This window comes from Elusimicrobiota bacterium (assembly GCA_041660925.1).
In the GTDB taxonomy this organism is placed as follows: domain Bacteria; phylum Elusimicrobiota; class Elusimicrobia; order UBA1565; family UBA1565; genus JBAZUV01.
Genome location: JBAZVI010000002.1, coordinates 453,415 through 472,920, shown reverse-complemented (window position 1 = coordinate 472,920; position 19,506 = coordinate 453,415). Strand labels below are relative to the sequence as shown.

21 protein-coding genes are annotated in these 19,506 nt (G+C 66.2%); 12 read left to right on the top strand and 9 right to left on the bottom strand.

All coding sequences use genetic code 11. The annotated features are described in order from the left end of the window. Nucleotides 1–93 precede the first annotated feature (93 nt). The 9 genes from WC969_04750 to WC969_04710 all read left to right on the top strand — a co-directional run bounded on the left by WC969_04750 (nucleotide 94) and on the right by WC969_04710 (nucleotide 7,617). Entirely contained in the window at nucleotides 94–888 is a 795-nt protein-coding gene (locus WC969_04750) for an alpha/beta hydrolase (GenBank protein ID MFA6029147.1), read from the top strand. Between the two features lie 37 nt (nucleotides 889–925). Further along, complete coding sequence (locus tag WC969_04745; GenBank protein MFA6029146.1) at nucleotides 926–1,564, top strand: CsgG/HfaB family protein; 639 nt, start codon at nucleotides 926–928, stop codon at nucleotides 1,562–1,564. 143 nt (nucleotides 1,565–1,707) lie between these two features. After that, nucleotides 1,708–2,088: a hypothetical protein gene (locus WC969_04740; GenBank protein ID MFA6029145.1), complete on the top strand. Its 381-nt coding sequence runs from the start codon at nucleotides 1,708–1,710 to the stop codon at nucleotides 2,086–2,088. Between the two features lie 71 nt (nucleotides 2,089–2,159). After that, a complete protein-coding gene (locus WC969_04735; protein ID MFA6029144.1) occupies nucleotides 2,160–2,549 on the top strand; it encodes a hypothetical protein in 390 nt (129 codons plus the stop codon). Between the two features lie 9 nt (nucleotides 2,550–2,558). Beyond that, the gene (locus WC969_04730) at nucleotides 2,559–3,182 is read left to right on the top strand and encodes a phospholipid scramblase-related protein (protein MFA6029143.1); all 624 of its coding nucleotides are present in this window, start codon (nucleotides 2,559–2,561) and stop codon (nucleotides 3,180–3,182) included. A gap of 74 nt (nucleotides 3,183–3,256) precedes the next feature. Next, on the top strand, nucleotides 3,257–3,886 hold the full coding sequence (locus WC969_04725; protein MFA6029142.1) for a DUF6498-containing protein: 630 nt from the start codon (nucleotides 3,257–3,259) through the stop codon (nucleotides 3,884–3,886). Beyond that, nucleotides 3,883–4,326 (top strand): hypothetical protein, encoded by a 444-nt coding sequence (locus tag WC969_04720; GenBank protein MFA6029141.1) that lies wholly within the window; start codon nucleotides 3,883–3,885, stop codon nucleotides 4,324–4,326. Before WC969_04725 ends, WC969_04720 begins: the two co-directional genes overlap by 4 nt. A gap of 250 nt (nucleotides 4,327–4,576) precedes the next feature. Next, nucleotides 4,577–5,764 carry a hypothetical protein gene (locus WC969_04715; protein ID MFA6029140.1) on the top strand — a complete coding sequence of 396 codons (1,188 nt, stop codon included), beginning with the start codon at nucleotides 4,577–4,579 and terminating at the stop codon, nucleotides 5,762–5,764. Then, entirely contained in the window at nucleotides 5,761–7,617 is a 1,857-nt protein-coding gene (locus tag WC969_04710; GenBank protein MFA6029139.1) for a hypothetical protein, read from the top strand. Before WC969_04715 ends, WC969_04710 begins: the two co-directional genes overlap by 4 nt. Nucleotides 7,618–8,029: 412 nt before the next feature. Here the strand turns inward: WC969_04710 and WC969_04705 are convergent, their stop codons facing one another. From WC969_04705 to WC969_04690, 4 genes are all read right to left on the bottom strand, one after another. Continuing rightward, nucleotides 8,030–9,553, bottom strand: coding sequence for an ATP-binding cassette domain-containing protein (locus WC969_04705; protein ID MFA6029138.1), 1,524 nt, complete (start codon nucleotides 9,551–9,553; stop codon nucleotides 8,030–8,032). Nucleotides 9,554–9,559: 6 nt separating this feature from the next. Then, a complete protein-coding gene (locus WC969_04700; protein MFA6029137.1) occupies nucleotides 9,560–10,210 on the bottom strand; it encodes an SGNH/GDSL hydrolase family protein in 651 nt (216 codons plus the stop codon). A gap of 50 nt (nucleotides 10,211–10,260) precedes the next feature. After that, nucleotides 10,261–11,418 carry a hypothetical protein gene (locus WC969_04695; GenBank protein MFA6029136.1) on the bottom strand — a complete coding sequence of 386 codons (1,158 nt, stop codon included), beginning with the start codon at nucleotides 11,416–11,418 and terminating at the stop codon, nucleotides 10,261–10,263. A 70-nt stretch (nucleotides 11,419–11,488) separates the two neighbouring features. Next, entirely contained in the window at nucleotides 11,489–12,295 is an 807-nt protein-coding gene (locus tag WC969_04690) for a hypothetical protein (protein ID MFA6029135.1), read from the bottom strand. Between the two features lie 189 nt (nucleotides 12,296–12,484). On the opposite strand from WC969_04690, the gene WC969_04685 reads away from it, so the two are divergent. Continuing rightward, nucleotides 12,485–12,787 (top strand): hypothetical protein, encoded by a 303-nt coding sequence (locus WC969_04685; protein ID MFA6029134.1) that lies wholly within the window; start codon nucleotides 12,485–12,487, stop codon nucleotides 12,785–12,787. A 212-nt stretch (nucleotides 12,788–12,999) separates the two neighbouring features. On the opposite strand, the gene WC969_04680 is transcribed toward WC969_04685, so the two are convergent. The 3 genes from WC969_04680 to WC969_04670 are packed head-to-tail and all read right to left on the bottom strand — an operon-like array spanning nucleotide 13,000 to nucleotide 14,857. Next, a complete protein-coding gene (locus tag WC969_04680; protein ID MFA6029133.1) occupies nucleotides 13,000–13,704 on the bottom strand; it encodes a FecR family protein in 705 nt (234 codons plus the stop codon). A gap of 35 nt (nucleotides 13,705–13,739) precedes the next feature. Further along, the gene (locus WC969_04675) at nucleotides 13,740–14,447 is read right to left on the bottom strand and encodes a hypothetical protein (protein MFA6029132.1); all 708 of its coding nucleotides are present in this window, start codon (nucleotides 14,445–14,447) and stop codon (nucleotides 13,740–13,742) included. After that, nucleotides 14,444–14,857 carry a response regulator gene (locus tag WC969_04670; protein MFA6029131.1) on the bottom strand — a complete coding sequence of 138 codons (414 nt, stop codon included), beginning with the start codon at nucleotides 14,855–14,857 and terminating at the stop codon, nucleotides 14,444–14,446. The genes WC969_04675 and WC969_04670 overlap by 4 nt, the downstream gene beginning before the upstream one ends. A gap of 80 nt (nucleotides 14,858–14,937) precedes the next feature. Here WC969_04670 and WC969_04665 point away from each other — a divergent pair, with 80 nt between their 5' ends. Beyond that, nucleotides 14,938–15,567 carry a hypothetical protein gene (locus tag WC969_04665; GenBank protein MFA6029130.1) on the top strand — a complete coding sequence of 210 codons (630 nt, stop codon included), beginning with the start codon at nucleotides 14,938–14,940 and terminating at the stop codon, nucleotides 15,565–15,567. After that, the gene (locus tag WC969_04660) at nucleotides 15,564–16,439 is read left to right on the top strand and encodes a bifunctional 5,10-methylenetetrahydrofolate dehydrogenase/5,10-methenyltetrahydrofolate cyclohydrolase (GenBank protein ID MFA6029129.1); all 876 of its coding nucleotides are present in this window, start codon (nucleotides 15,564–15,566) and stop codon (nucleotides 16,437–16,439) included. The genes WC969_04665 and WC969_04660 overlap by 4 nt, the downstream gene beginning before the upstream one ends. Nucleotides 16,440–16,491: 52 nt before the next feature. On the opposite strand, the gene WC969_04655 is transcribed toward WC969_04660, so the two are convergent. Further along, nucleotides 16,492–18,657, bottom strand: a complete 2,166-nt coding sequence (locus WC969_04655) for a protein kinase (GenBank protein MFA6029128.1) — start codon at nucleotides 18,655–18,657, stop codon at nucleotides 16,492–16,494. Continuing rightward, nucleotides 18,654–19,427: a prolipoprotein diacylglyceryl transferase family protein gene (locus WC969_04650; GenBank protein MFA6029127.1), complete on the bottom strand. Its 774-nt coding sequence runs from the start codon at nucleotides 19,425–19,427 to the stop codon at nucleotides 18,654–18,656. Before WC969_04650 ends, WC969_04655 begins: the two co-directional genes overlap by 4 nt. Between the last annotated feature and the right edge of the window lie 79 nt (nucleotides 19,428–19,506).

Below are 19,506 nucleotides of genomic sequence, written 5' to 3'. Positions count from 1 at the left end.
GGGGCCGGGGAGAGGGCGCAACTGGGGGTGGCGGTCTCGAGGGACGGGACGCCGATTTCGTATGAGGTCAGGGGGAAGGGAGAGCCGGCGTTGGTGTTCGTGCATGGGTGGAGCTGCGATGCGCGGTACTGGCGGGAGCAGATCCCATATTTTTCGAAGACGCACAGGACCATCACGCTGGACCTGGCGGGGCACGGGCACTCGGGGGCGGGGCGCAAGCGCTACACGCAGAAGGCCTACGGCGAAGACGTCGCCGCGGTGGTGGAGGCGGCGGCGGCGGGGGCTAGGGGGACGTCTTTACCCCCCGTGCCCGACGTCTCCGCTGTCCGGACGGCGGGCGGAGGGAAGGTGATCCTCGTGGGGCATTCGATGGGCGGGCCGATCGCGGCGGAGGCGGCGCGGCTGCTGCCGGGCCGGGTGCTGGGGATCGTGGGCGTGGACACCTTCGACTCCATCGCCTATCCGCTCAAGCGCGCGGAGATGGAGGCGATGCTGGCTCCGATGCGCAAGGACTTCCGGGCGGGGTGCCGGACCTTCGTCGAGCCGATGCTCTCGACGCGGACGGACGCGCGCCTGCGCGACTGGATCCTGGCGGACATGGAGTCGGCGCCGCCGAGGGTCGGGATCAGCACGCTCGAGGAGACCTTCTCGCTCTATCTGCGGCGGGAGTCGGCGAAGGTCTTCGACGGCCTGGGCGTGCCGATCCGCTCGGTCAACGCGGACCTCTGGCCGATCGACTACGAGGCGAACCGGAAGCACATGGGCTCCTTCGAGGCCTCCATCCTCAAGGGCGCCGACCACTTCCTGATGCTGGCTCGTCCGAAGGAGTTCAACGGGGAACTCGAGAAGGCGATCGTCGCGCTGACGGCGAAACGGACCGTCCCATGAGACTTGCGGGATGGAGATTTTCAGGGAGGCGGGAAGAATGAAGAGCATGGCGAAGGCGCTGGTGCTGGCGATCGGGGTGGGGGGGTGCGCGAGCGTATCGAGGAACGAGTACGGGGTCGCAAAGAGCAATGCGGTGACGGAGGTCTCGCAGGCTTTCGTCGCCAAGCCGAAGTGGAAGATCGCGGTCCTGCCGTTCAAGAACAGCGGGAAGAATGGGACCGCTTCGGACATCGCGGACACGCTTTCGACGCACCTGATGGGGATGGGCTTCCGCGTCGTCGAGAGGACGCAGCTGGAAGCGGTCTTCTCGGAGCTGAAGCTGAACATGAGCGGGGCGATCAGCGCTTCGGAGCTCAAACGCGCGGGGGAGATGGCGGGAGTCGACCTGCTGGTCTTCGGGACGGCCTCCTACGAGTATGTCCCGGAACATACCTATATGGCGCCGAAGATCAATTCCTACACGGGCAAATATTCCGGACAGGTCGGGGAGGCGACGGGAGCGTACCACACCCTCGACGGGGAGACCGCCAAGTTCGTCGACGTGGAAAGCGGCGAGATCCTGATCAACTCCTTCTGCAACGAGAAGCCGCGCTCGAAATCGTTCTCTCTGGACATCGCGAACAGCATCCAGTCGAAGTTGATCTCGCTCGGAGTGCTCAAGAAGCCGGCACGATAACCTCCTGATGCTGGGCACTCAGAAGGCGGTACGACGAGAAATCGTGTGTGATAAATCTCTCTGAGCGGGAAGCTCCCCCTTCCCCTGCCCCTTCCCGCAGGAAGGGGAGTTATGGAACTGTAGCGGGCGTGATCCTATTTGGGTTGGCGGGGATGTTCCTGGTGACGGGAGGGTGGACCATCCTCCGGCTGGGGCTGATCCTGAGCGGGGCGGTGACGCTGACGCCCCAGCTCAAGGCGCTCTTCGAGCGGGTGACGGCGCTGGAGTACGCGGTCATCCTGGGGGTCGCGGGGGCGAAGGTCGCGGGGGCGGTCCTCCTGTTCTTCATGCGGCGGGCGGCGTTCTGGACCTTCCTGGCGGTGTTCCTCTTCGGTTTGACGATGGTGTTCTGGCACGGCCTCGTGGACGGGGCCTTCGCGGCGGCGGATGCGCGGACGCTGCTCAACGTGGCGGCCTCGCAGGCGATGTTTGCGGGGATCTGCGGGTACCTCGGCTATCTCGTGAAGAAGGGCGTGCTGATTTAGAATGCCCCTACCCCTGCCCCTTCCCGTGGGGAAGGGGAATAGGGAACTGTAGTGGGTGTGATCCTAAAGGAGTGATCCTGATGAAATGGTGGGACCGGGAGTTCACGCACGAAGAGCTGATGAAGGAGTCTCGGCGGGTGCTGTATCTGCTCGGGGGGGTCTGCCTCCTGCTGGCGACCCTGCAGGTCCTTTCCGGGGCGGGCAGGAGGGCGACGGGGTTCGCCATCGTCGGGGCGCTGTACTGCTCCGCGGGGCTGGCGAGGTCGTTCTGGTTCCGATTCGCCTGCCTGACTTTGTGGACCGTCGACCTTTTCTTCACGAACGTCGTATCCGGGCGGCCCAAGGTGCTCGGGCTCGTGCTCATGGGCATCGGAGGCGCGTTCGTCTATAAAATGCTGAAGTACCGGGGACGGACCGAAGCGCCCGGGGCGGCCGGGCCCATATCTGACGGAACGAACTGAGGGGATGCCATGAGCGATCTTCTTGCGCGCAACATCTGGGTCATACAGCAGAAGAAGGAGTGGACGGAGATTTTGACGGGGTTCGAGACGCGGAACCGCTACGAGATCCTCTCCGACAAGGCGGAGGGGATAGGGTTCGTGGCGGAGGAGGGGGAGGGGTTCCTGAAATGGATCACGCGCGTGTTCCTGCGGGGGCACCGGCCCTTCGTCATCGCCATCCTGGACGCGAGCAAGAACGTCGTCCTGCGGGTCCGGCGGCCGTGGTTCTGGATCTGGTCCTCGACCTTCGTCGAGGACGCGGCGGGCAAGCCGCTGGGGGCCATCCACCGGAAGTTCCGGCTCTTCGGCCGGCGCTTCGAGGTGCACGACGCGGCGGGTCAGCTCACGGGGCGGGTGGACGCGGGGTTCTTCCGCATCTGGACCTTCGACCTTATGGACGCGATGGGCGCGAAGACGGGCACCATCACGAAGAAGTGGGGCGGGCTCCTGAAGGAGGCGTTCACGGACTCCGACCGCTTCGTGGTCGCCCTCGAGGGCCCTGCGGCCCCGCAGAACGCGGACGCGAAGGCGGTCCTGCTGGGCGCGGCGCTCGCGCTCGACTTCGACTATTTTGAAGACAATAACCGACGGTAAGCCCCGAGGATCCGCCCTCCCCTGCCCCTCCCGAGGGAGGGGCAGTATGGAACTGTCATGGGTGTGATCCTAATGTGAAAAGGTTCCTCGACTACCTCACGGACTCCTCGGCCCGGTGGCTGGTCGCATCCAACGCGGCGACCCTGATCCTGGCGCTGCTGCTGCGCTGGGATCTGATGTACCTGCTCGTCGTCTATTGGTGTCAGAGCGTCATCATCGGGTACTACAACTGGCGGAGGATGAGGGCGCTCAAAAGCTTCAGCACGGCGGGCTTCACCTCGAACGGGCGCGCGGTCCCGGAGAACGAGAAGGGGAAGCTCGAGACGGCCCGGTTCTTCGCCATCCACTACGGGTTCTTCCACTTCGTGTACGCGGCCTTCCTGCTCAAGATGAGCAAGGCCTTCGGGCCCGAGGACTGGGCGGGCCTGGCCGTCGCGGTGCTGGCCTTCCAGCGCAACCACGGCTACTCCTTCCAGTACCATGTCGTGCAGGACCTCAAACGAAGGATGAACATCGGGAGCCTTCTGTTCTTCCCGTACCTGCGCGTGCTCCCGATGCACGTCATGATCCTCGCGGGGGCCGTCCTCGGTGGGACGTCGGTGAAGGCGATGCTCATGTTCGCGGCGCTCAAGACGGGGTCGGACCTGCTGATGCACGCCATCGAGCATCATTGGGATGGGGAAGCGTTGGGAGAAGATTCATGAACAGACTGACGGTCGTCGCCCTGCTGGCCGCCCTCGCGCTGGGGGCCTCCGCCGAGATGTACCTGCGCCCCATGGCGGGCGGGGAGCCGGTGGAGGTCACCATGGAGCGCTTCAGCGTGGGCGCGGCCCTGAAGGCCCTGGGGACGATGAACACCGGCATGGAGCGTCTCGCGAAGCTCGAGAAACCGGGGAAGGGCAAGGACGCCCAGGCGAAGGCCATCATGCGGGAGCGGGAGGCCTATGACGCGCCGCGGGTCCTCAAGGGCACCCTGCTCAAGCAGGACTACCTCATTAAGAAGCTGCGCTACGAGCTGGCTCTCGAGCAGTACAAGAAGGGGGAGCTGGGCGCCGAGCGCTTCGCGGTACTCAACACGGAGTACCAGGGGGCGGAGACGGCGTTCAAGGATTTCTGGAACACCTTCGGCGGCTTCGCCGACTGACGGGGGAGATGAAGGGGAATGGGGAGGGCGGAGAGGCCCTCCCTTCCTGTTTATAGCGGGGGACCGGGACCCAGGGAGCGGGTAGGACCCATGCCATGCGTGCAAGTAGATCAATCTCATACTTGGGATAGGCCTTCGCGAGTATATTGTGGGCATACTTCCGGCCGCTCCTCCTCCGAGTAGAGCTTTGTTAGTCGACTTTTTTGATTTGTGAAATGGAGTCGAAATGGAAATGCTTGTATCTCCTCATATGAAGAAGATCATCTGCGCATTCACCGTCCTCGTATCTGCTTGGGGGATCTCCTGGGCGGATGCTAAGTCCAACCCGGATGACGATGGAGCGGCTCAAGTCGATCGATACATCGCGGATTCGAAAGGAGTCCCGGTGCAGTATCGCGCGGGCCCGGACAGCGAACCGCAGAACGTTTTCGTAGGCCGCTACGGCGAGATCCTCGTCTGTCCCTATGCTTGGAAGGTCGATGCGAGGATGCAGGGGGCTGTCGAGGTCGTGCGTTTCCAGGATCGAAGGCCTCGCGGCAGCCTGCTCGTTGGCGGGGATTATGACGACCTCTCCGCGTATACGCCCAAACGCCTGCTCCAACTTCTGGTGATCCCGAGGAACGCGCCCGGTGGATTCATATCCCTGGAAGAGATGAGGAAGGCCAAAGAGAGAGACCTCGCCATAGGCAAGACCACGCATGAGATCCTCGCCGAAACAGGCTGGCCGAGCAGTGATGCATTCCGCGCGGTCATCACGAAGCCCTACAGCGTGCTCCAGCATTACTCGCAGTCGGGCGAGCATTATTTCATTCTGACCGCAGGATACGACCCGAAGGATAATCTCCTTACGGACGACGTAAGCGCCATCCTCGCGAGCCTGCGGCGCTATCAGGAAAGATCGACGAGGCCGCTCGAGACCCCAAAGACGGTCGACCTCCTCGCGTTGTTCACCCGGCGCAGTTCGCTCTATCTCGAACTTCTCCTCAGCATACCTTGCATCCTCCTGGCGTTGGTGCCGGTGAGGCGGCTGCGCTGGAGCTCTCTTGGGGCCCTTGCCTATGCCCATGCCTTCGGATTCTACGGGTGGGCGGTTGCGGCCCTGTATGTGGTGTCCGGGAAACCACGGATCCTTGCGGAACCCGCCGTTCTCTTGTTTCTCGCTGTCCCGTGGATCAGCGAAGCTATTTCAAAACGTCTGGGAGGGCGTAAGCCGAAGAGGGTTTTCTGGTGGAGCTTCGTATTCGGACTTCCGGCGGCACTGTTCTCATTCGTGACGGCCGATGTGTCAGGCAGTGCGCGAGCCTACGGCGAAGGCTCAATGATCGTATATTCCGCGCAGTTTATGTTCATGATTGGAGCGCTCTTCGGTCTATGTCTCGGGCTCACACATGGGTTTGAAGCCGACGCAGACGTCGTCTCGGGAGGCGGTGGGGAGTGACCGGAGCTTTTCTCCTCTCCGCCGCGCTCACTCTCGGGGCCCATGCGTACGCTGCGGAGGTCCCGGAGAACACCGTCTCAGTCGCCGAGGGGGAGGAAGTTCCATCCGAACCCCCTACCCGTTCACCTGTAGAGGTCGAGGCAGAGGATCTTCGAAAGGCACAGAACGTCCTGAGCAAGTCGATCAGGCAAAATGCTCACGATATCCTGCGCGACGAGCGCGGCGACGCATACAACCTCCGAGAGGAGGCGGTCCGTGATTTGAAGAACCGAAGAGTGCCGCTCTTCGATCTGCATCGCGTCGAAATGAGCGGTGTGAGCTCGACTGCGAAGACGCGCTTCGGAGGATTCTTCGATAGGCGCATCCAGTCATCCAATATGACGAGGAGGGATGTGCAGCCGGCGTGGAACGTTCCGCAAGAGGATTCATCCGGGGCTGTCGTCCAATATCTGAGGTCTTTGAAGGGAACGATTATCGAAGGGTATCGGTTCACGCTCGACTGCAAAGACGCCACCAACGAGACTCTGGCTGGTGCGTTGACAACGCGCGGGCATGACGTGATACGGGAGCTCAAGGACAAGAAGATTGAAGAGATCTACGCACATAGTTGGGGTTCCGAACTCATCTATAACGGAATATTGACGGGAGACATCGAGCCGCCGAAGAAGCTCGTGGTCGTGGGCGTTCCCGATAGGGACTATAAGAAGTGGGAGTTGCTGCAGAAATACGCCGGGACGGAAGTCGTCTTCGCGAAAGCTCCGGATATGGTCCAGATGGGAGGGGAAGCCCTCCGAGTCGGGGGTAACGCTGCCACATCCGTGAGGGAGTGGAAAGAGAACCTTGCAGGATTGGTGGGCGTACTGCCGAAGTCGTCATACAGTCTCGAACGCATGTGGGCACAGAGATATGGGGGGAGAGGCCCGGTCCGTGCGGATAAGCTGAGAGTCTTGGACTTCGACGGGAAGAATCATGACATGGGTTTCTGGCTTGGTCACAATAAGGATGGCTACTACGGCTATCTGATCGAGAAAAAAGTCCTGGTAGAACCTATCAAGACGATGCGTGCACGGCAGGAAGGGAAGATCAGATCAGAGATGGATTCGATCTGGGGGGACGCGACCTCTCAGGCGAAGGACCTCGTAGAACAAGCCGCTCAGACGCAGGAGGATATCCTCGCTAAACGGGCAGATGCACGCGCCGAGGCGCAGAGAAAGGCTCAGGCGGAGGCGCGCAAGCGCGAAGGGGCGCGCATTGTCGAGGAAGAACTACAAAAGCAGAAGCAGAGCGACGAGACGATGCAGCGGGTTTTTCAAGAACAACTTGCGATCCTCGACGGTCTGGAGAGTGATTACAAGAAGGCGCAGGGGCTCCTACGGCAGCAGGAGGAAGAGAAGCGAAAACGAGACGCCGAGAAGGAGCGCGAAGCGGAACGGAAACAACGGTCTGAAGAGAACTGGAATAATTTCTTCAAGGCATTGGACGGGATGCGGGCGATGGCGAGGGAGCTCTGCAGCAACCCGAAGTCGCAGAGCGACTTTTCTGAGGCTATTGCCAAGGCGAATCAGTATGGGAAGACGTACTACGACGGGTTGATGAGCAGATTGCAGCAGGGATATAGTGATGCGCTCGATCATTGCGCGTACGACACTTTGTATCGGACTTTCTCTGACTATTCTCCGAATGGTTCGAAGATGTTGACGGTGGAGGATTTTCGGCAGAATGCCATGCAATTGGCTCCGAAGTTGGAAGTCCCCTCTCAGAGCCCCGGGGGAGACCCTGTGGGCGGCGAAAACCCTAAGCCAGAGCCTACGCACCCCTGTCTTAAAGAAGGAGAGCGCTGTATCAAGTGGTAACACATAGCCCCTAGGAGTCCGTCCGAGTAATAGCGTATTCCCCGGAGGCCCAAGCCTGAGCCGTGCGCAAGGCGCGACGAGCGAGCATAGCCCCGCTATGTGAGCGAGGAGCAACGCGGCGCACGGCCGGGATGGGGCCTCCCGCTCTTCCTCAGAAGTCATGGGAGGAGCGGGTCGCGCGCTATCGGGCTGCGACGGCGTCGCTCGTCGCTTACATAGCCGCAGCTATGCGCGCTCCTCGCTCCTTGTCTCGCTCCAATAGCGCGCGACCGGAGAACATGCTATTACTCGGACGGACTCCTAGAGGGGACTGGCGAGAGAATAAAGCCCACTGGCGTGGGTTTTTATTTGAGGGGACCCCCTCCCCCTTCACCCCCTCCCGCGGGAAGGGGAGTTATGGAAGGGTAATCTCCTAACTCAACCTCAGAACGTCTTCTACGCCAATTTTTTCGAGGAATGTCCTGTCATGGGACACCACGATGAGGGCGCCCTGGTAGCGGGAGAGGGCTCCTTCGAGGAACTCGAGGTTCACGATGTCGAGGTTGTTGGTGGGCTCGTCGAGCACGAGGAGTCGGGGGGCGGGCTCGGCGAGGAGGAGCTTCGCGAGCGAGGCGCGCAGGCGCTCGCCGCCGCTCAGGGTGGCGACCTTCTGGTCGGCCCGGGCGCCCTGGAAGAGGAACTGGGCGAGGAGGTTGCGGACCTCGACGGGGCCGCGGCGGTTCCCGGCGGAGGCGTTCTCGAAGACGCTCCGTCCCTCGTCGAGCAGGTCGGAGCGCTGGTCGAGCATGCCGTACGCGAGCCCGCCCAGCTTGAGTTCGCCGGTGAGCGTCCCCTTCGGCTTGCGGAAGCCGGTCAGGAGGTCGAGGAAGGTCGTCTTCCCTGAGCCGTTCTTCCCGGACAGGGCGAGGCGCGCGGGACCGTGCATGGCATGGGTGACGCCTTTGCTCCAGAGTTCCCGGGGGGCCCCGGCGAAGCGGAAGTTGAGCCCCCGGGCCTCGAAGACGAGCTTGGAGGCGGGCACCTTCGTGTCGGGGAAGTCGGCGTAGATGACGGGGTCGGTCTTCTGGCGCTCGTAGGCCCCGCGGGCGGAGAGGGCCTTCTCGTCATAGGCGGCGTCGGCCTCCTGGCGGATCTTCCCCAGCGTCTTCTGCGCCCGCCGCTTCTTCATCCCGAGGAGGATCTTGGGCAGGCCCTGCTTGGGCGCGGCCTTCTCTCCCTGGCGCATGCGCTTCTCCTGCATCTGGAGCTTGTCGGCGCGTTCGCGCCGGGCCTTGTTCTTCTCCTTGCCCGCCCGTTCGAGGTCTCCGGCGAGGCGTGCGCGCTCCTTCGAGCGCTCTCCGGCGTAGAAGCTCCAGTTCCCGCCGAAGACGGAGAGCCCCTGGTTGGAGAGCTCGAGGATGCTGTCCACCTCCTCGAGCAGCTCGCGGTCGTGGGAGATGACGAGGAGACCTCGGCCCGTCGTGCGGGCGAAGGCGAGGACGCCGTCGCGGGCGTCGCGGTCGAGGTTGTTGGTGGGCTCATCGAGGATGATGAAGTCCGCGCCCGTGCCGAGCTGGCGCAGCAGGCGCACGCGGGTCCATTCCCCGCCGCTCAGGCGGCTGCAGGGCGCGTCTTGGTCGATGTCCTTGACCAGCGCCGCGATGCTGTGCAGGTCGGAGCGGCCGGCGTTGATCCAGAGCTCCGCGAGGACCTCCTCCACCGTGGCGTCCGGCGGCCGCTCGAACTGCGTGAAGTACGAGACGCGGACGTCGCTGCGTACCCGACCGCAGAGGGGGACGGGGTCGCCCAGGATGAGGCCGGCCAGTGTGGACTTCCCTATGCCGTTGGGGCCGATGAGGCCGTAGCGGCGGCGGGGGTCCAGGGAGAGGGAGAAGTCCTTGAAGAGCTGCTGGCCGCCGGGCCACTCGAAGGCGACATCCTCGAGGACGATGCTCATCGCGGGCTACTTCAACCTCGGGGCGATGACCCGGGTCCAGAGGCGGTAGCCCTCAGGACTGAGGTGCAGGCCGTCGGCCGCGTAGAGCCCGGGCAGCGGCTGGCCGTCGGCGCCGAGCATGGGGGTGAAGACGTCGAAGTACTCGAGGCCTTTCGCGGTCTTCGCGTAGGCCGCGACGAGCGCGTTGGCTTCCTGGACCTGCGCGAGGAAGCTCCAGCGCGCGGGGCAGGGCTTGATGGCGACGAAGGCGATGCGGATGCCGGGGAGCGCCTTGCGGAGCTTTTTGACGAGCGCCTTGAAGTCCGAGAGGACCTGCGCGGGCGTGCGGCCGGAGGCGATGTCGTTGTCTCCGGCGTAGAAGACGATGCGGCTCGGGCGGTACGGGATGACGATGCGCTCGGCGAAGCGGGTGCTGTCGGCGACCTGGGAGCCGCCGAAGCCGCGGTTGACGACGGGCACTCCCTTGAAGTCCTCGGCGAGCGTCGTCCAGAGCCGGATGCTGGAGCTGCCGAGGAACATGACCGCACCTTTCTCCGGAGGATGGGCCTTGTCGGCGGCCTCCATGGCCGCGATCTCGGGCTCGAAGGGGGACGGCGCGGGCGCCGGGGCGGCGGCGGCGAGGACGAGGGCGAGCGCGGCGATGAGGGGAAGACGCATGGGTTCGGGACCTCCGTTGGCTGCGAGGGCCCTACGATACCATTTCGCTATCAGAGACCGCAGGAGGCGGGCGGTGCGGAGACGCCGAGGGAGCGTAGAAGCTCGGCGTTGCCGCCGAGGATGCGGTCGATGCGGTAGCGGCCGGAGGGGTGCTCGGCGGAGACGAGGTGGCCGAGGAGGGAGTCGGCACCCTCTCCAGATGTGCCGCAGACGATCTCGAAGGACTTTCCGAGCTCGGCGGCGCCGGCGTTCGGGAGGCCCGAGAGGGCTTCGGCGGCCCAGTAGTCGGCGAGGACCTCGTCCCACGCCTTGAAGTCCGCCCCGTGCGCCGTTTTCATGCAGCCGATGAAATCCTTGTAGAGCCCGGGGAAGCGGCCGGAGTCGATGGAGTGGGCGGTTTCGTGGGCGAGCACATAGTCGAGGTGCGAGGAGCCGTCTCCGCGGTCCTCGGCGAGCAGGAAGCCCGGGTAGAGGATGATGAGGCTCATGTCCGGGGTGAGTTCGGGGACGGCGGCGCCGCCGAGGTCGTCGTAGGAGGCGTTCCAGGCCTGGTCGGCGAAGAGCTGGGGGACGACGGGCCATAGCTCGTCGGTGGTCGTCAGATACTCGCGGATGTAGCGGGAGGGGAGCGCCATCTCCGTGACCTGGACGCGGTGCACGAGCTTCGCCTTGTCCTCGGAGCTCAGCGTCGTCTTGGACTCGATGCGGGCGATGAGCGCGGCCTTGATGCGGGCGTAGTCGGGCGCCCGGACGCGGGCGAGGACGGCCTCCTCGATGGCCTCGGCGAAGTCGGCGAGCGCGGCCTTGGCCTTCGCGGAGCTGTGCGGGTAGGTGTAGGTGATGCTCGTCAGGGTCGACGCAAGGTAATCCTTGCCCTCCATGACGGGCAGTCCGTGCTTGGAGGCGATGACGGCAAAGCGGATGCGCAGGGCGGGCTCGATGGCTTGGAGGCCGGCCTTGAGACGCCCCTCGCGCTCGGCGGCGAGTGCGTCGCCGTCGCCGCGGCAGACCGCGGCGTAGGAGATGGGGCTCTCCCCAGGGGCGGCGGACTCGGCGGCGGCGAGACGGCCGGTCCTGAGCTTCCGGGCCGTCTGGACGAGCGTACTCAGCGGCTCGGAGGCGGCGTCGAGCCCGGCGAACTCGGAGGAGGAGGCGGGCGCGGCGAGCGCCAGGAGGAGTCCGAGGAGGAGTCCTGTGCGTAGGGCCATACCCCAGTATGGAGCGTACGCACGCGCATATGGAGGGCCTCCCGGGGCGGGCCCGGCCAGGTCTAAAGGCCTATCCGCCGAGGAGGGGGGCGAGGTCGTTGGCGCGCAGCCAGGTCGTGACGGCGGGGGGCAGCTGCGCGGGCAGCGCGGAGTCGTGGAGGAGGAAGGCCGAAAGCTCGGCGAAGTACTCCTCGACCTCGGTCATGGAGTAGAGCGAGGGGAAGCCGAGGGAGCGCGCGTAGCCGAGGTCGACTTCGACGGAGTCGGCGTACTTCCCTTCGGCGACGAGCGCGTTGCGGAGCTTGAGCTTCGCGAGGTACTCCTCGCGCGGGACGGCCTGGTGGCGCTTCTTGGGATAGCCCCAGGCGAGGGCCTCGGTCAGCGTGCTGTAGAAGGGGGAGCTGAAGACGCCCTGGGTCGCGTGGAGTCGCGCGTAGTCGTGGAAGAACTCGTGGGCGAGCACGTGGCTCTGCTGGCTCCAGGAGCCGTAGACGACTTTCTCGGCGAAGAAGGGCGGGTAGAGATAGACGAGGACCTGGTCCTCGAAGATGATGCTGGCCGCGGTGTCCTCGCCGGAGGCCATGCGGATGAAGTGGACTCCCTTGATCCCATGCTCGGCGAACGCTCCCTCGAGCACGACGGAGCCGGGGGCTTCCCCGATGGGCGAGAGGGCGCGCAGGACGAGGGTCCGGGAGGCCTCGTCCCAGGGGGCGTACGACTCGTTCTTGAGCTTGCAGAAGGGATGCGCGTCGGGGTTCCCCGAGCAGGCGGTGAGGTCGGTGAAGGCCGCCTGGACGCCGGCCGCGGTGTCCCGGGCGGCGGACGCGGGGGCCGCGAGAGCCAGGGCGAGGAAAGGGGCGAGAAGCGCACCGTTCATGCTCACAGGATGCCGTAAAAGGTGGAAAGCTGGGAGGGCAGTTCGACCTTCCCGCGGCCAGTCGATGGCCCTATGCGCGCAGGTGAAGGGAGGGGGGCTTTCCGTAACCGGGCGGTTTCCCTGGATTCCCTGTGGGAATCCAGGGAGCATCTTCCTGAAAGGAGGCCATTTCGGATAGAATCACTCACGATGCGGACGAACTCGATGGCGTTGCCGGTCTCGCTGCTTCTGGCGGTCCTTCTCTCGGGCTGCGGCGGCGCCAAGCCCGTGCGCGTGAGGGAGACGACGGAGAAGGCCGTTCTCACCCGGATGCTCGAGCTGCGCCCGCAGGGACGCGGCGATGACCTGCAGAAGTACCTCGACCTGCTGGAGACCTCGCTCAAGGAGCGGGTCTACACGGACCTCAAGTGGCGTTCAGCGAGCGGCGAGCTGAACTCCTCCGAAAGATCCCTCCTGGATTGGCTTAGAGAGTCACGCTTCGATTTCAAGTGAATTCACCTTCCGACCCTCCTCTCCCTTCGGGGGGAGGTCGGAGGGGGGAGAACCCCAAAAGGCAGAGGGCCCGCGTTAGCGGGCCCTTTGCGTTCATACTCCCCCTCCCCCTGGCCCCCTCGCCGGCACCCCGACCTATAGTGCCGGGATCGCACGCGGTGAGGAAACTGATAGTGCGAACTCGCAGGAAGGGGAGATAGGGAACTCCAGTCCTATCGAGGCGCCTCCAGAGGTTTATCGCCATCGACTTCCAAGTCCGCATCGGGAATCCTCATCGGGGCGCCGCGCTTGGGATGCTTGGGCAAAATGGCCTGGGCCTGGTCCTGGAGGTCGTCGCCGGGGAGCGGGGCCTCCTGGCGGATGTCGGTCGGGATGGGCGCGGCTTCGAGGAGGCCTTCGGCGTCGGCGACGAGGCGCTGGCCGGCGCTGAGCTCGGCGCTCTTGCCCTTGTCGTCCGAGACCGAGAGCTGGCCCGTGAAGAGGTCGATGGTCGTGCGGCCGGACTTGCGGACCGACACGTTGAACTCGGTGCCGCGCACGCAGGCCACCGCGCGCGGGGTGCGCACGTAGAGACGGCGGGAGGAGGCCTTCACGATGCTCGCCTTGAGCCGGCCCAGGGCCAGCTTGAAGGAGGGCTCCTCTCCCGCGGCTCTCTCGACGGTGAAGTCGCTGCGCGGGCCCAGCTCGAAGCGGGAGCCGTCGGGGAACACGATGGCCGCGCGGCCGTCCTGGTCCGTGGTGATGCGGCCGCCGTCGGCGAGTTCGCTGCCGGAGGAGAGGCGCGTCGCGAGCCCGTCGGGCCCGGTCTGATAGCGCACGGTGCCGCTCGCGTCGGCGATGACGAGCGGGGGCTGAGACTTCTTCGCGCAGGCGGCGGCGAGGAGCAGCGGCAGGACGAGGAAAGGGAGCTTTCTCATGGAAGAAGTCTACCGCCCTCGCGGGCGGAGAGCAACTACTTTTTCGCCGGGGCGGCGGGCGGCGGGAGGAGGGCGTTCTCGAGGCCGGGAAGCTCGAGCGCGGACGCGGCGGCCCCGGTCGCGGCCGGAGCGAGCGGCAGGAGCCCGGGGAGGTCGGGAGGGGGAAGCTGGCCGGTCGCGGGGGAGGCGAGGGGCTTCGGCGCGTCGGCGCGCCAGCCGGCGGCGAGCAGGTAGCCCTGGAGGTAGGCGACGGGGACGCGGAGGTCGATGGAGTCGCCCTTGGGGGTGGTCATGCGTACGCTGAGTCCTCCGGCATAGCGCTCCCTGAGGACCGTCGTGGAGAGGGGGACCGCGAAGATCTCGCGGTAGCGGCAGAGCTCCTGGGTGGCGCAGGCCTCGACCGAGCGGTCGATGCTCTTGAGCGGCTGGGTCGCCGCGTCGAGCGCGTAGGCCCCGTAGTGCCGCCACTCGAGGCTGCCGTAGACGAGGTCGACGCGGAGCTCGTGGCGGTCGGCTCCCGTCTTGCGGTCGCGCCAGCCGCGCAGGTCCCAGGCGAGCTCCCCGCCTCCCGGCAGGTCCCGGCGCACCCCGGGGCCTTCGTACTGTATGTAGGAGTCGAAGCCGGCATCGTGGACCCGGACGGCCTGGGTGACCTGCGCCGAGGTGGCTCGGCCGTAGTCGGAGACCCGGGCCGTGGAGCAGGCGGCGAGAAGGAGGACGAGGAGGGCGAGCCGGCGGGTCACTGCGGGGTCGGCGGCCCGATGAGCTTGAGGACCTTCTCCTGGAGGCGGGGGAAGGCGATGGGCTTGGGGATGTAGTCGTTGGCGCCGCAGGCGAGGCCGCGCTCGACGTCGGTGACGCGGTCCTGGGAGGTGCACATGAGGATCGGGATGGCCTTCGTCTCGGGGTGGCTCTTGAGGTTGCGGGTCGTGTCGAAGCCGTCCATCTTGGGCATCATGACGTCGGTCATGATGAGGTCGGGCTTCTCCTTGAGCGCGAGACGGATGCCCTCGACGCCGTCGCCGGCCGTGAGCGCCGCGTAGCCGAAGCCCTCGAGCACGTCCTTGAGCAGCGAGGCGATGGAGAAGTCGTCCTCGATGACGAGGATGAGCTTCTTCGCCCTTTTGGAGCCGCCGAAGAACGGGAGTCCCACGGCGTGATTATGCTCCTTCGCGGGAGGAGCGTCAATGACTGCGCCCGTCTCGAAAAAGTATGATGCCCCCGGAGGCGCCCATGAACCGAACTCTCGTATTCGTCGTCATCTCCGCCGTTCTCGCCCTGCCCGTCCGAGGGCTCGAGCGGGAGAAGGTCTCCGGCCCTCTCGAAGAGCGGGAGGTCGTCGAGGCCGCGAAGCGCTTCGTCGGCGCCCAGAAAGCCGAGACTCTTCGCGGCATCGGGCTCGCGGGCTCCGGCGAACTTCGCTACGGAAAGCCCGTCGAGCTCTACGAGCTCTCGATGGAGAAGGTGCAGGCCTGGAAGAAGGGGCCGCTGACGCCGCATCTCGCGAAGACGGGGAGCTGGTACGTCCCCGTCGAGGATGCGAACGGCGTCGCGGTGCTCGCTCAGGTGGGCTGCTGCAGCAAGGAGGTCGAGGGCCGGCTCGTCGGCCAGAGCGTCGGCTCGTCGACGCTCGCGACGAAGTGGCTCGAGGTGAAGGGACGCTGGCCGGACGCGCGGCTCGTCTCCTGCCCGCCGGGCCCGGCGACGTACTACGTCGTGCCTTCGCTCAAGAAGGCGAACCTCACGCCCATGACGAGCTTCGAGAAGGGAGTGGACCTCCTCGTCCCGGCGGATGCCGCGAAGACGCTCGCGCCGCTCAAGGCGGGCCGCTATCCCGGACTCGGCGCGGCCCCGCAGGAGTGAGCGCCCCCGCGGTCGCGACCTCCGTCCTCGACAGCGGCGCCGTCGCCGAGGGCTGCCTCGACTGGGTGCGCCGCGAGCGCGCCGCCCTGCCCTTCGCCCCGCGCCTGGCGACCCTGCTCTACCGGCCGAGCGCGGACGCGGGCTCGGCGCAGTACCGCGACCTCATGCTCAAGGACGCCGCCCGCCTGGGCATGGAGGCGCTCGCGCTGGAAGCGGGCAGCGAGGACGAGCTGCGCGCGCACATCGAGCGCGTCAACGGGGATCCCGGGACCCACGGGCTCATCGTGCTCTATCCCCTGCGCTGCGCGCTGCACGACGAGGACGTCATGGACCTCGTCTCGCCCTACAAGGACGTCGAGGGCCTGCACTCGGTCTCGCTGGGCTACCTCATCAAGTACAAGCGCTTCCTCGACGAGGCGCGCGGGATCAAGTGCGTCGTGCCGGCGACGCCCAAGGCCGTCGTGAAGGCCCTGCAGAGCCGCCCCGAGGTCCGCATCGACGGCGCCTTCGCCGTCGTCGTCAACAACTCGATGCGGGTGGGAAAGCCGCTGGGACTCATGCTCGAGAACCTGGGCGCGACGGTCGTGAAGTGCTACCACAAGACGCGCAAAGACGACCTCGAGGCCTGCGTGCGCCGCGCCGACATCCTCGTGCTCGCCGTCCCCGACCCGACCTTCGAGCTCGACCCCGCCTGGGTGCGGCCGGGCGCCGTCGTGCTCGACGTCTCGCATCAGGGGAACGCCGATGCCGAAGCGCTCAAGGGCCGGGCCTCCCTCGTGACCGTGCCGAGCAACCGCCTCGGGAAGATCACCCGCGCGATGACCTTCGTGAACCTGGTCTATTGCGCGCGGTATAAGGGAACTTACTACTAACCCTTCCTTAACTCCCCTTCCCGCAGGAGGGGGAGTGGAGGAAGGGTTCGGCTCAGGCTTTCCCTGATACGGCCGCCTCCAGGCGGCTGAGGAACTCGCTCGCCGACTTCATGCGCTTCTCCGGGTCGGCCTGCAGGGCTTCGGACACGAGCTTGTCGAAGCTCTCCGAGAGGCCCTGCACGCGCACCGAGGGCGGCTGGAAGCGCATGTCGAGCTTGTCCGTGAGCTTCACGGGATGCGGGAAGGGCGCGGCGCCCGTCAGCATCTCGTAGAGGCAGGCGCCCAGCGAGTAGACGTCGAACGCCGGGCGGACCTCCCCGCGTTCGGCCTCCGGCGGCATGTAGGCGGGCGTGCCGGTGAGGTTGGCCGTGTGCGAGACGAAGAGCTTGTCGGCGGCGCCGGGGGGCGCCGTCGCGAGCACCGCCGGCGGCGGCTTCGCGGTCGAGTGCGCGATCCCGAAGTCCATGAGCTTGATGTAGCCCGCGGTCGTCACCATGATGTTCGCGGGCTTGAGGTCCCGGTGGACGACGCCCTTGCCGTGCGCGAAGTCGAGGGCCTGGCAGATCGGCCGCAGGACCTCCAGCGCGCGCTGGGGCGTCAGCCGCTTCTCCTCCGCGAGGAGCTGGGAGACCGTCTTCCCCGAGACGAGCTCGAAGACGAGGAAGAGCTCGGAACCGCGCTCGATGACCTCGTAGATGTCCACGATGCCCGGGTGGTGCAGGGAGGCCACGGTCTTCGCCTCCGCGAGGACCCGTTCCTTGGCGCGCGCGTCGAGCTTCGCGTAGGCCTCGGCGATGCGCTTGACCGCGACTTCGCGTCCCAGGGAGAGGTCGCGCGCCACGAAGACCTGGCCCATGCCGCCGCGGCCGATCATGCGCAGGACCTCGTACTTCCCGGCGATCTTCCCGTCGTCGACCGCTTCGGGCTCGCGCAGGGCCGCCATCTTCGAGCGGAAGGAGGCGTCCTCGTCCTTCTCCTTGCGCCGCAGGAAGGCCCAGAGCCCCCAGCCGAGGCTGCCCATGAAGAGGGCCAGCGCCCCGTAGAGCGAGGGCGCGACGGGCCGGTTCCCTCCGGAGGAGACCTCGTCGAGCAGCGAGAGGGCGTCGTCCTGCAGGGACTCGAAGATGCTCCCGCCGTTCTTGGCGTTCCGGTAGATGTCCTTGTAGCGGGAGTCGAGGCGGGAGGCGCGCTTCATGTCGTCGAGCGCCCCGCTCCGGTCTCCGAGTTTCTCGCGGATCATGGCCCGCATCGCGAAGTTCGAGGCGTTGTCGGGGTCGAGCTGGATGGCGCGGTTGATGCTGTTGAGCGCGTCCTTGAACTTGCCCTGCTGCATCTGCGACCAGGCGACGGTGTGCCAGCCCTCGGCGTGGTTGGGGGAGATCCCGATGGCGCTGAGCGCGTCGGCCTCCGCGCTCGAGTAGTCCTTCATGCGCGCGTAGGTGCGGGCGCGCACGAGATAGGCGTCGGGGTTCTTCGGGTCCAGGGCGATGGCGCGCGTGGCGTCCTTGAGCGCGCCCTTGAAATCCATCATCTTCATCTTGAGCAGGGCCGAGCGCTGGAACTCCTGCGACTGCGCGACGGGGTCGGCCGCCGCCTCGATGCTCATGATCTCCTGGACGCGCGCGTTCTCGGAGAGCGCGCCGTGCCGAAGGGCGGCCTCCATCGCCGCTTCCCCGGAGGGCGCGGAGACCGACGCGTTCAGGCCCGAGGCGTCGATCTCATCGTCGACGGGACGCAGCCCCTTGCTCCCCGTGCCGGCTCCGCCCTTCTTGGCGAACTCAGCGGCGGTGCCGTTGATCTCGGGGATGCCCACGAGCGTCCGGTAGCGGGGGGCGCTCACGGGAGGAGGAGTGTCGCTGATCTCCGGGGGCGGGACGTAGGGCTTCTGGGCGATGAGCGTCTCCTCCGGCTTCGGCTTCTGGGTCACGGCCGGGCCGCCGGCGGACTCCCCGCCCCCCCGGGGCGCCGTGTTCGTCGCCGGCTGCGGGGGGATGAGCCGCGTGCTGTCCTCCGTGTTGGGCTTCGGCATGGGGACCGGAGTGGGCGTCGGGAGCTGCCAGCCGCCGGAGGGCGGTTTGCTGCTGGTGCCGCCGCCGTCGTTATGGCTGCCGCCGTGATGGCTGCTGCTCTCTTTGTCCTTGTCGCACTTGCTTCCGCTGAAGACGAGGACGAAGACGGCGGGCATGAGCAGGATGCTGAAGGCGCGGGAGAGCATCATGACGGCCTCCGGACGGCGTTCGATCGCACCGCCCAGAGGGCGGCGCCCGCGGCCGACGCCATAGCCAGCGCCATGTAGTGATAGGCGCTCAGGCCCAGCGGCGGACGCGGGATGAAATCGTAGCGGAAGAACTGCACGACGAAGCGGATGAGGGCGTAGCCGAGCACGTAGAGCAGGACGAGCTCCCCGTCGGGGCGTCCCGCGACGCGCAGGCGGCGGTGCAGGAGCCCGGCCAGGACCAGGCAGAGCGTGCCGTCGAAGACCTGGGTCGGATAGAGGGGGATCCCGACCGGCGCCGCGGAGGCCGGATGGGTCATCGTGAGTCCGAGCCAGCTCGGGGCCGGACGGCCCCAGCAGCAGCCGGCGCCGAAGCAGCCGACCCGGTTGAAGACCTGGAAGAGCGCGAAGGAGGGCGCGCCGAGGTCGAGCGCCTTCAGGGGGGAGATCCGCGCGAGGCGGCTGCCGACGGCCACGACGGCGAGCATGCCGAGGATGGCGCCCTGGATGGCCGTGCCGCTGAAGATGTTCAGGACCTCTCGCGCCGTGAGCTGGGAGAAGGGGGTCGGCGAGGCGACAAGGAGGTAGAAAGCGTGGGCGCCGGCGAAGGCTCCGAGCACGATCCAAGGGAGGAGGATGACGATCGTCCAGCGGGGATACGCGCGCAGGGGGGCGTTGTAGAGGCCGAGGAGGAAGGCGGCGATCCAGCCGAGGTTGATGCCGAGCGCCCAGACGGACAGATGGAGAGACCCCAGATCCAGATACGGGAGCATGAGATAGTTTTAGAGGCTTTTCTATAGTAAGTCAAGGGTCCTATATCCACATAGGACCTAAGGCCTATAGGGTAAAAGA

What these genes read in the sequence shown, in the direction of transcription:
- WC969_04745 (MFA6029146.1), top strand. Translation starts at nt 926, where the DNA reads ATGAAGAGCATGGCGAAGGCGCTGGTGCTGGCGATCGGGGTGGGGGGG.
- WC969_04730 (MFA6029143.1), top strand. Translation starts at nt 2,559, where the DNA reads ATGAGCGATCTTCTTGCGCGCAACATCTGGGTCATACAGCAGAAGAAG.
- WC969_04720 (MFA6029141.1), top strand. Translation starts at nt 3,883, where the DNA reads ATGAACAGACTGACGGTCGTCGCCCTGCTGGCCGCCCTCGCGCTGGGG.
- WC969_04715 (MFA6029140.1), top strand. Translation starts at nt 4,577, where the DNA reads ATGAAGAAGATCATCTGCGCATTCACCGTCCTCGTATCTGCTTGGGGG.
- WC969_04705 (MFA6029138.1), bottom strand. Translation starts at nt 9,553, where the DNA reads ATGAGCATCGTCCTCGAGGATGTCGCCTTCGAGTGGCCCGGCGGCCAG.
- WC969_04700 (MFA6029137.1), bottom strand. Translation starts at nt 10,210, where the DNA reads ATGCGTCTTCCCCTCATCGCCGCGCTCGCCCTCGTCCTCGCCGCCGCC.
- WC969_04695 (MFA6029136.1), bottom strand. Translation starts at nt 11,418, where the DNA reads ATGGCCCTACGCACAGGACTCCTCCTCGGACTCCTCCTGGCGCTCGCC.
- WC969_04690 (MFA6029135.1), bottom strand. Translation starts at nt 12,295, where the DNA reads ATGAACGGTGCGCTTCTCGCCCCTTTCCTCGCCCTGGCTCTCGCGGCC.
- WC969_04685 (MFA6029134.1), top strand. Translation starts at nt 12,485, where the DNA reads ATGCGGACGAACTCGATGGCGTTGCCGGTCTCGCTGCTTCTGGCGGTC.
- WC969_04680 (MFA6029133.1), bottom strand. Translation starts at nt 13,704, where the DNA reads ATGAGAAAGCTCCCTTTCCTCGTCCTGCCGCTGCTCCTCGCCGCCGCC.
- WC969_04665 (MFA6029130.1), top strand. Translation starts at nt 14,938, where the DNA reads ATGAACCGAACTCTCGTATTCGTCGTCATCTCCGCCGTTCTCGCCCTG.
- WC969_04655 (MFA6029128.1), bottom strand. Translation starts at nt 18,657, where the DNA reads ATGATGCTCTCCCGCGCCTTCAGCATCCTGCTCATGCCCGCCGTCTTC.
- WC969_04650 (MFA6029127.1), bottom strand. Translation starts at nt 19,427, where the DNA reads ATGCTCCCGTATCTGGATCTGGGGTCTCTCCATCTGTCCGTCTGGGCG.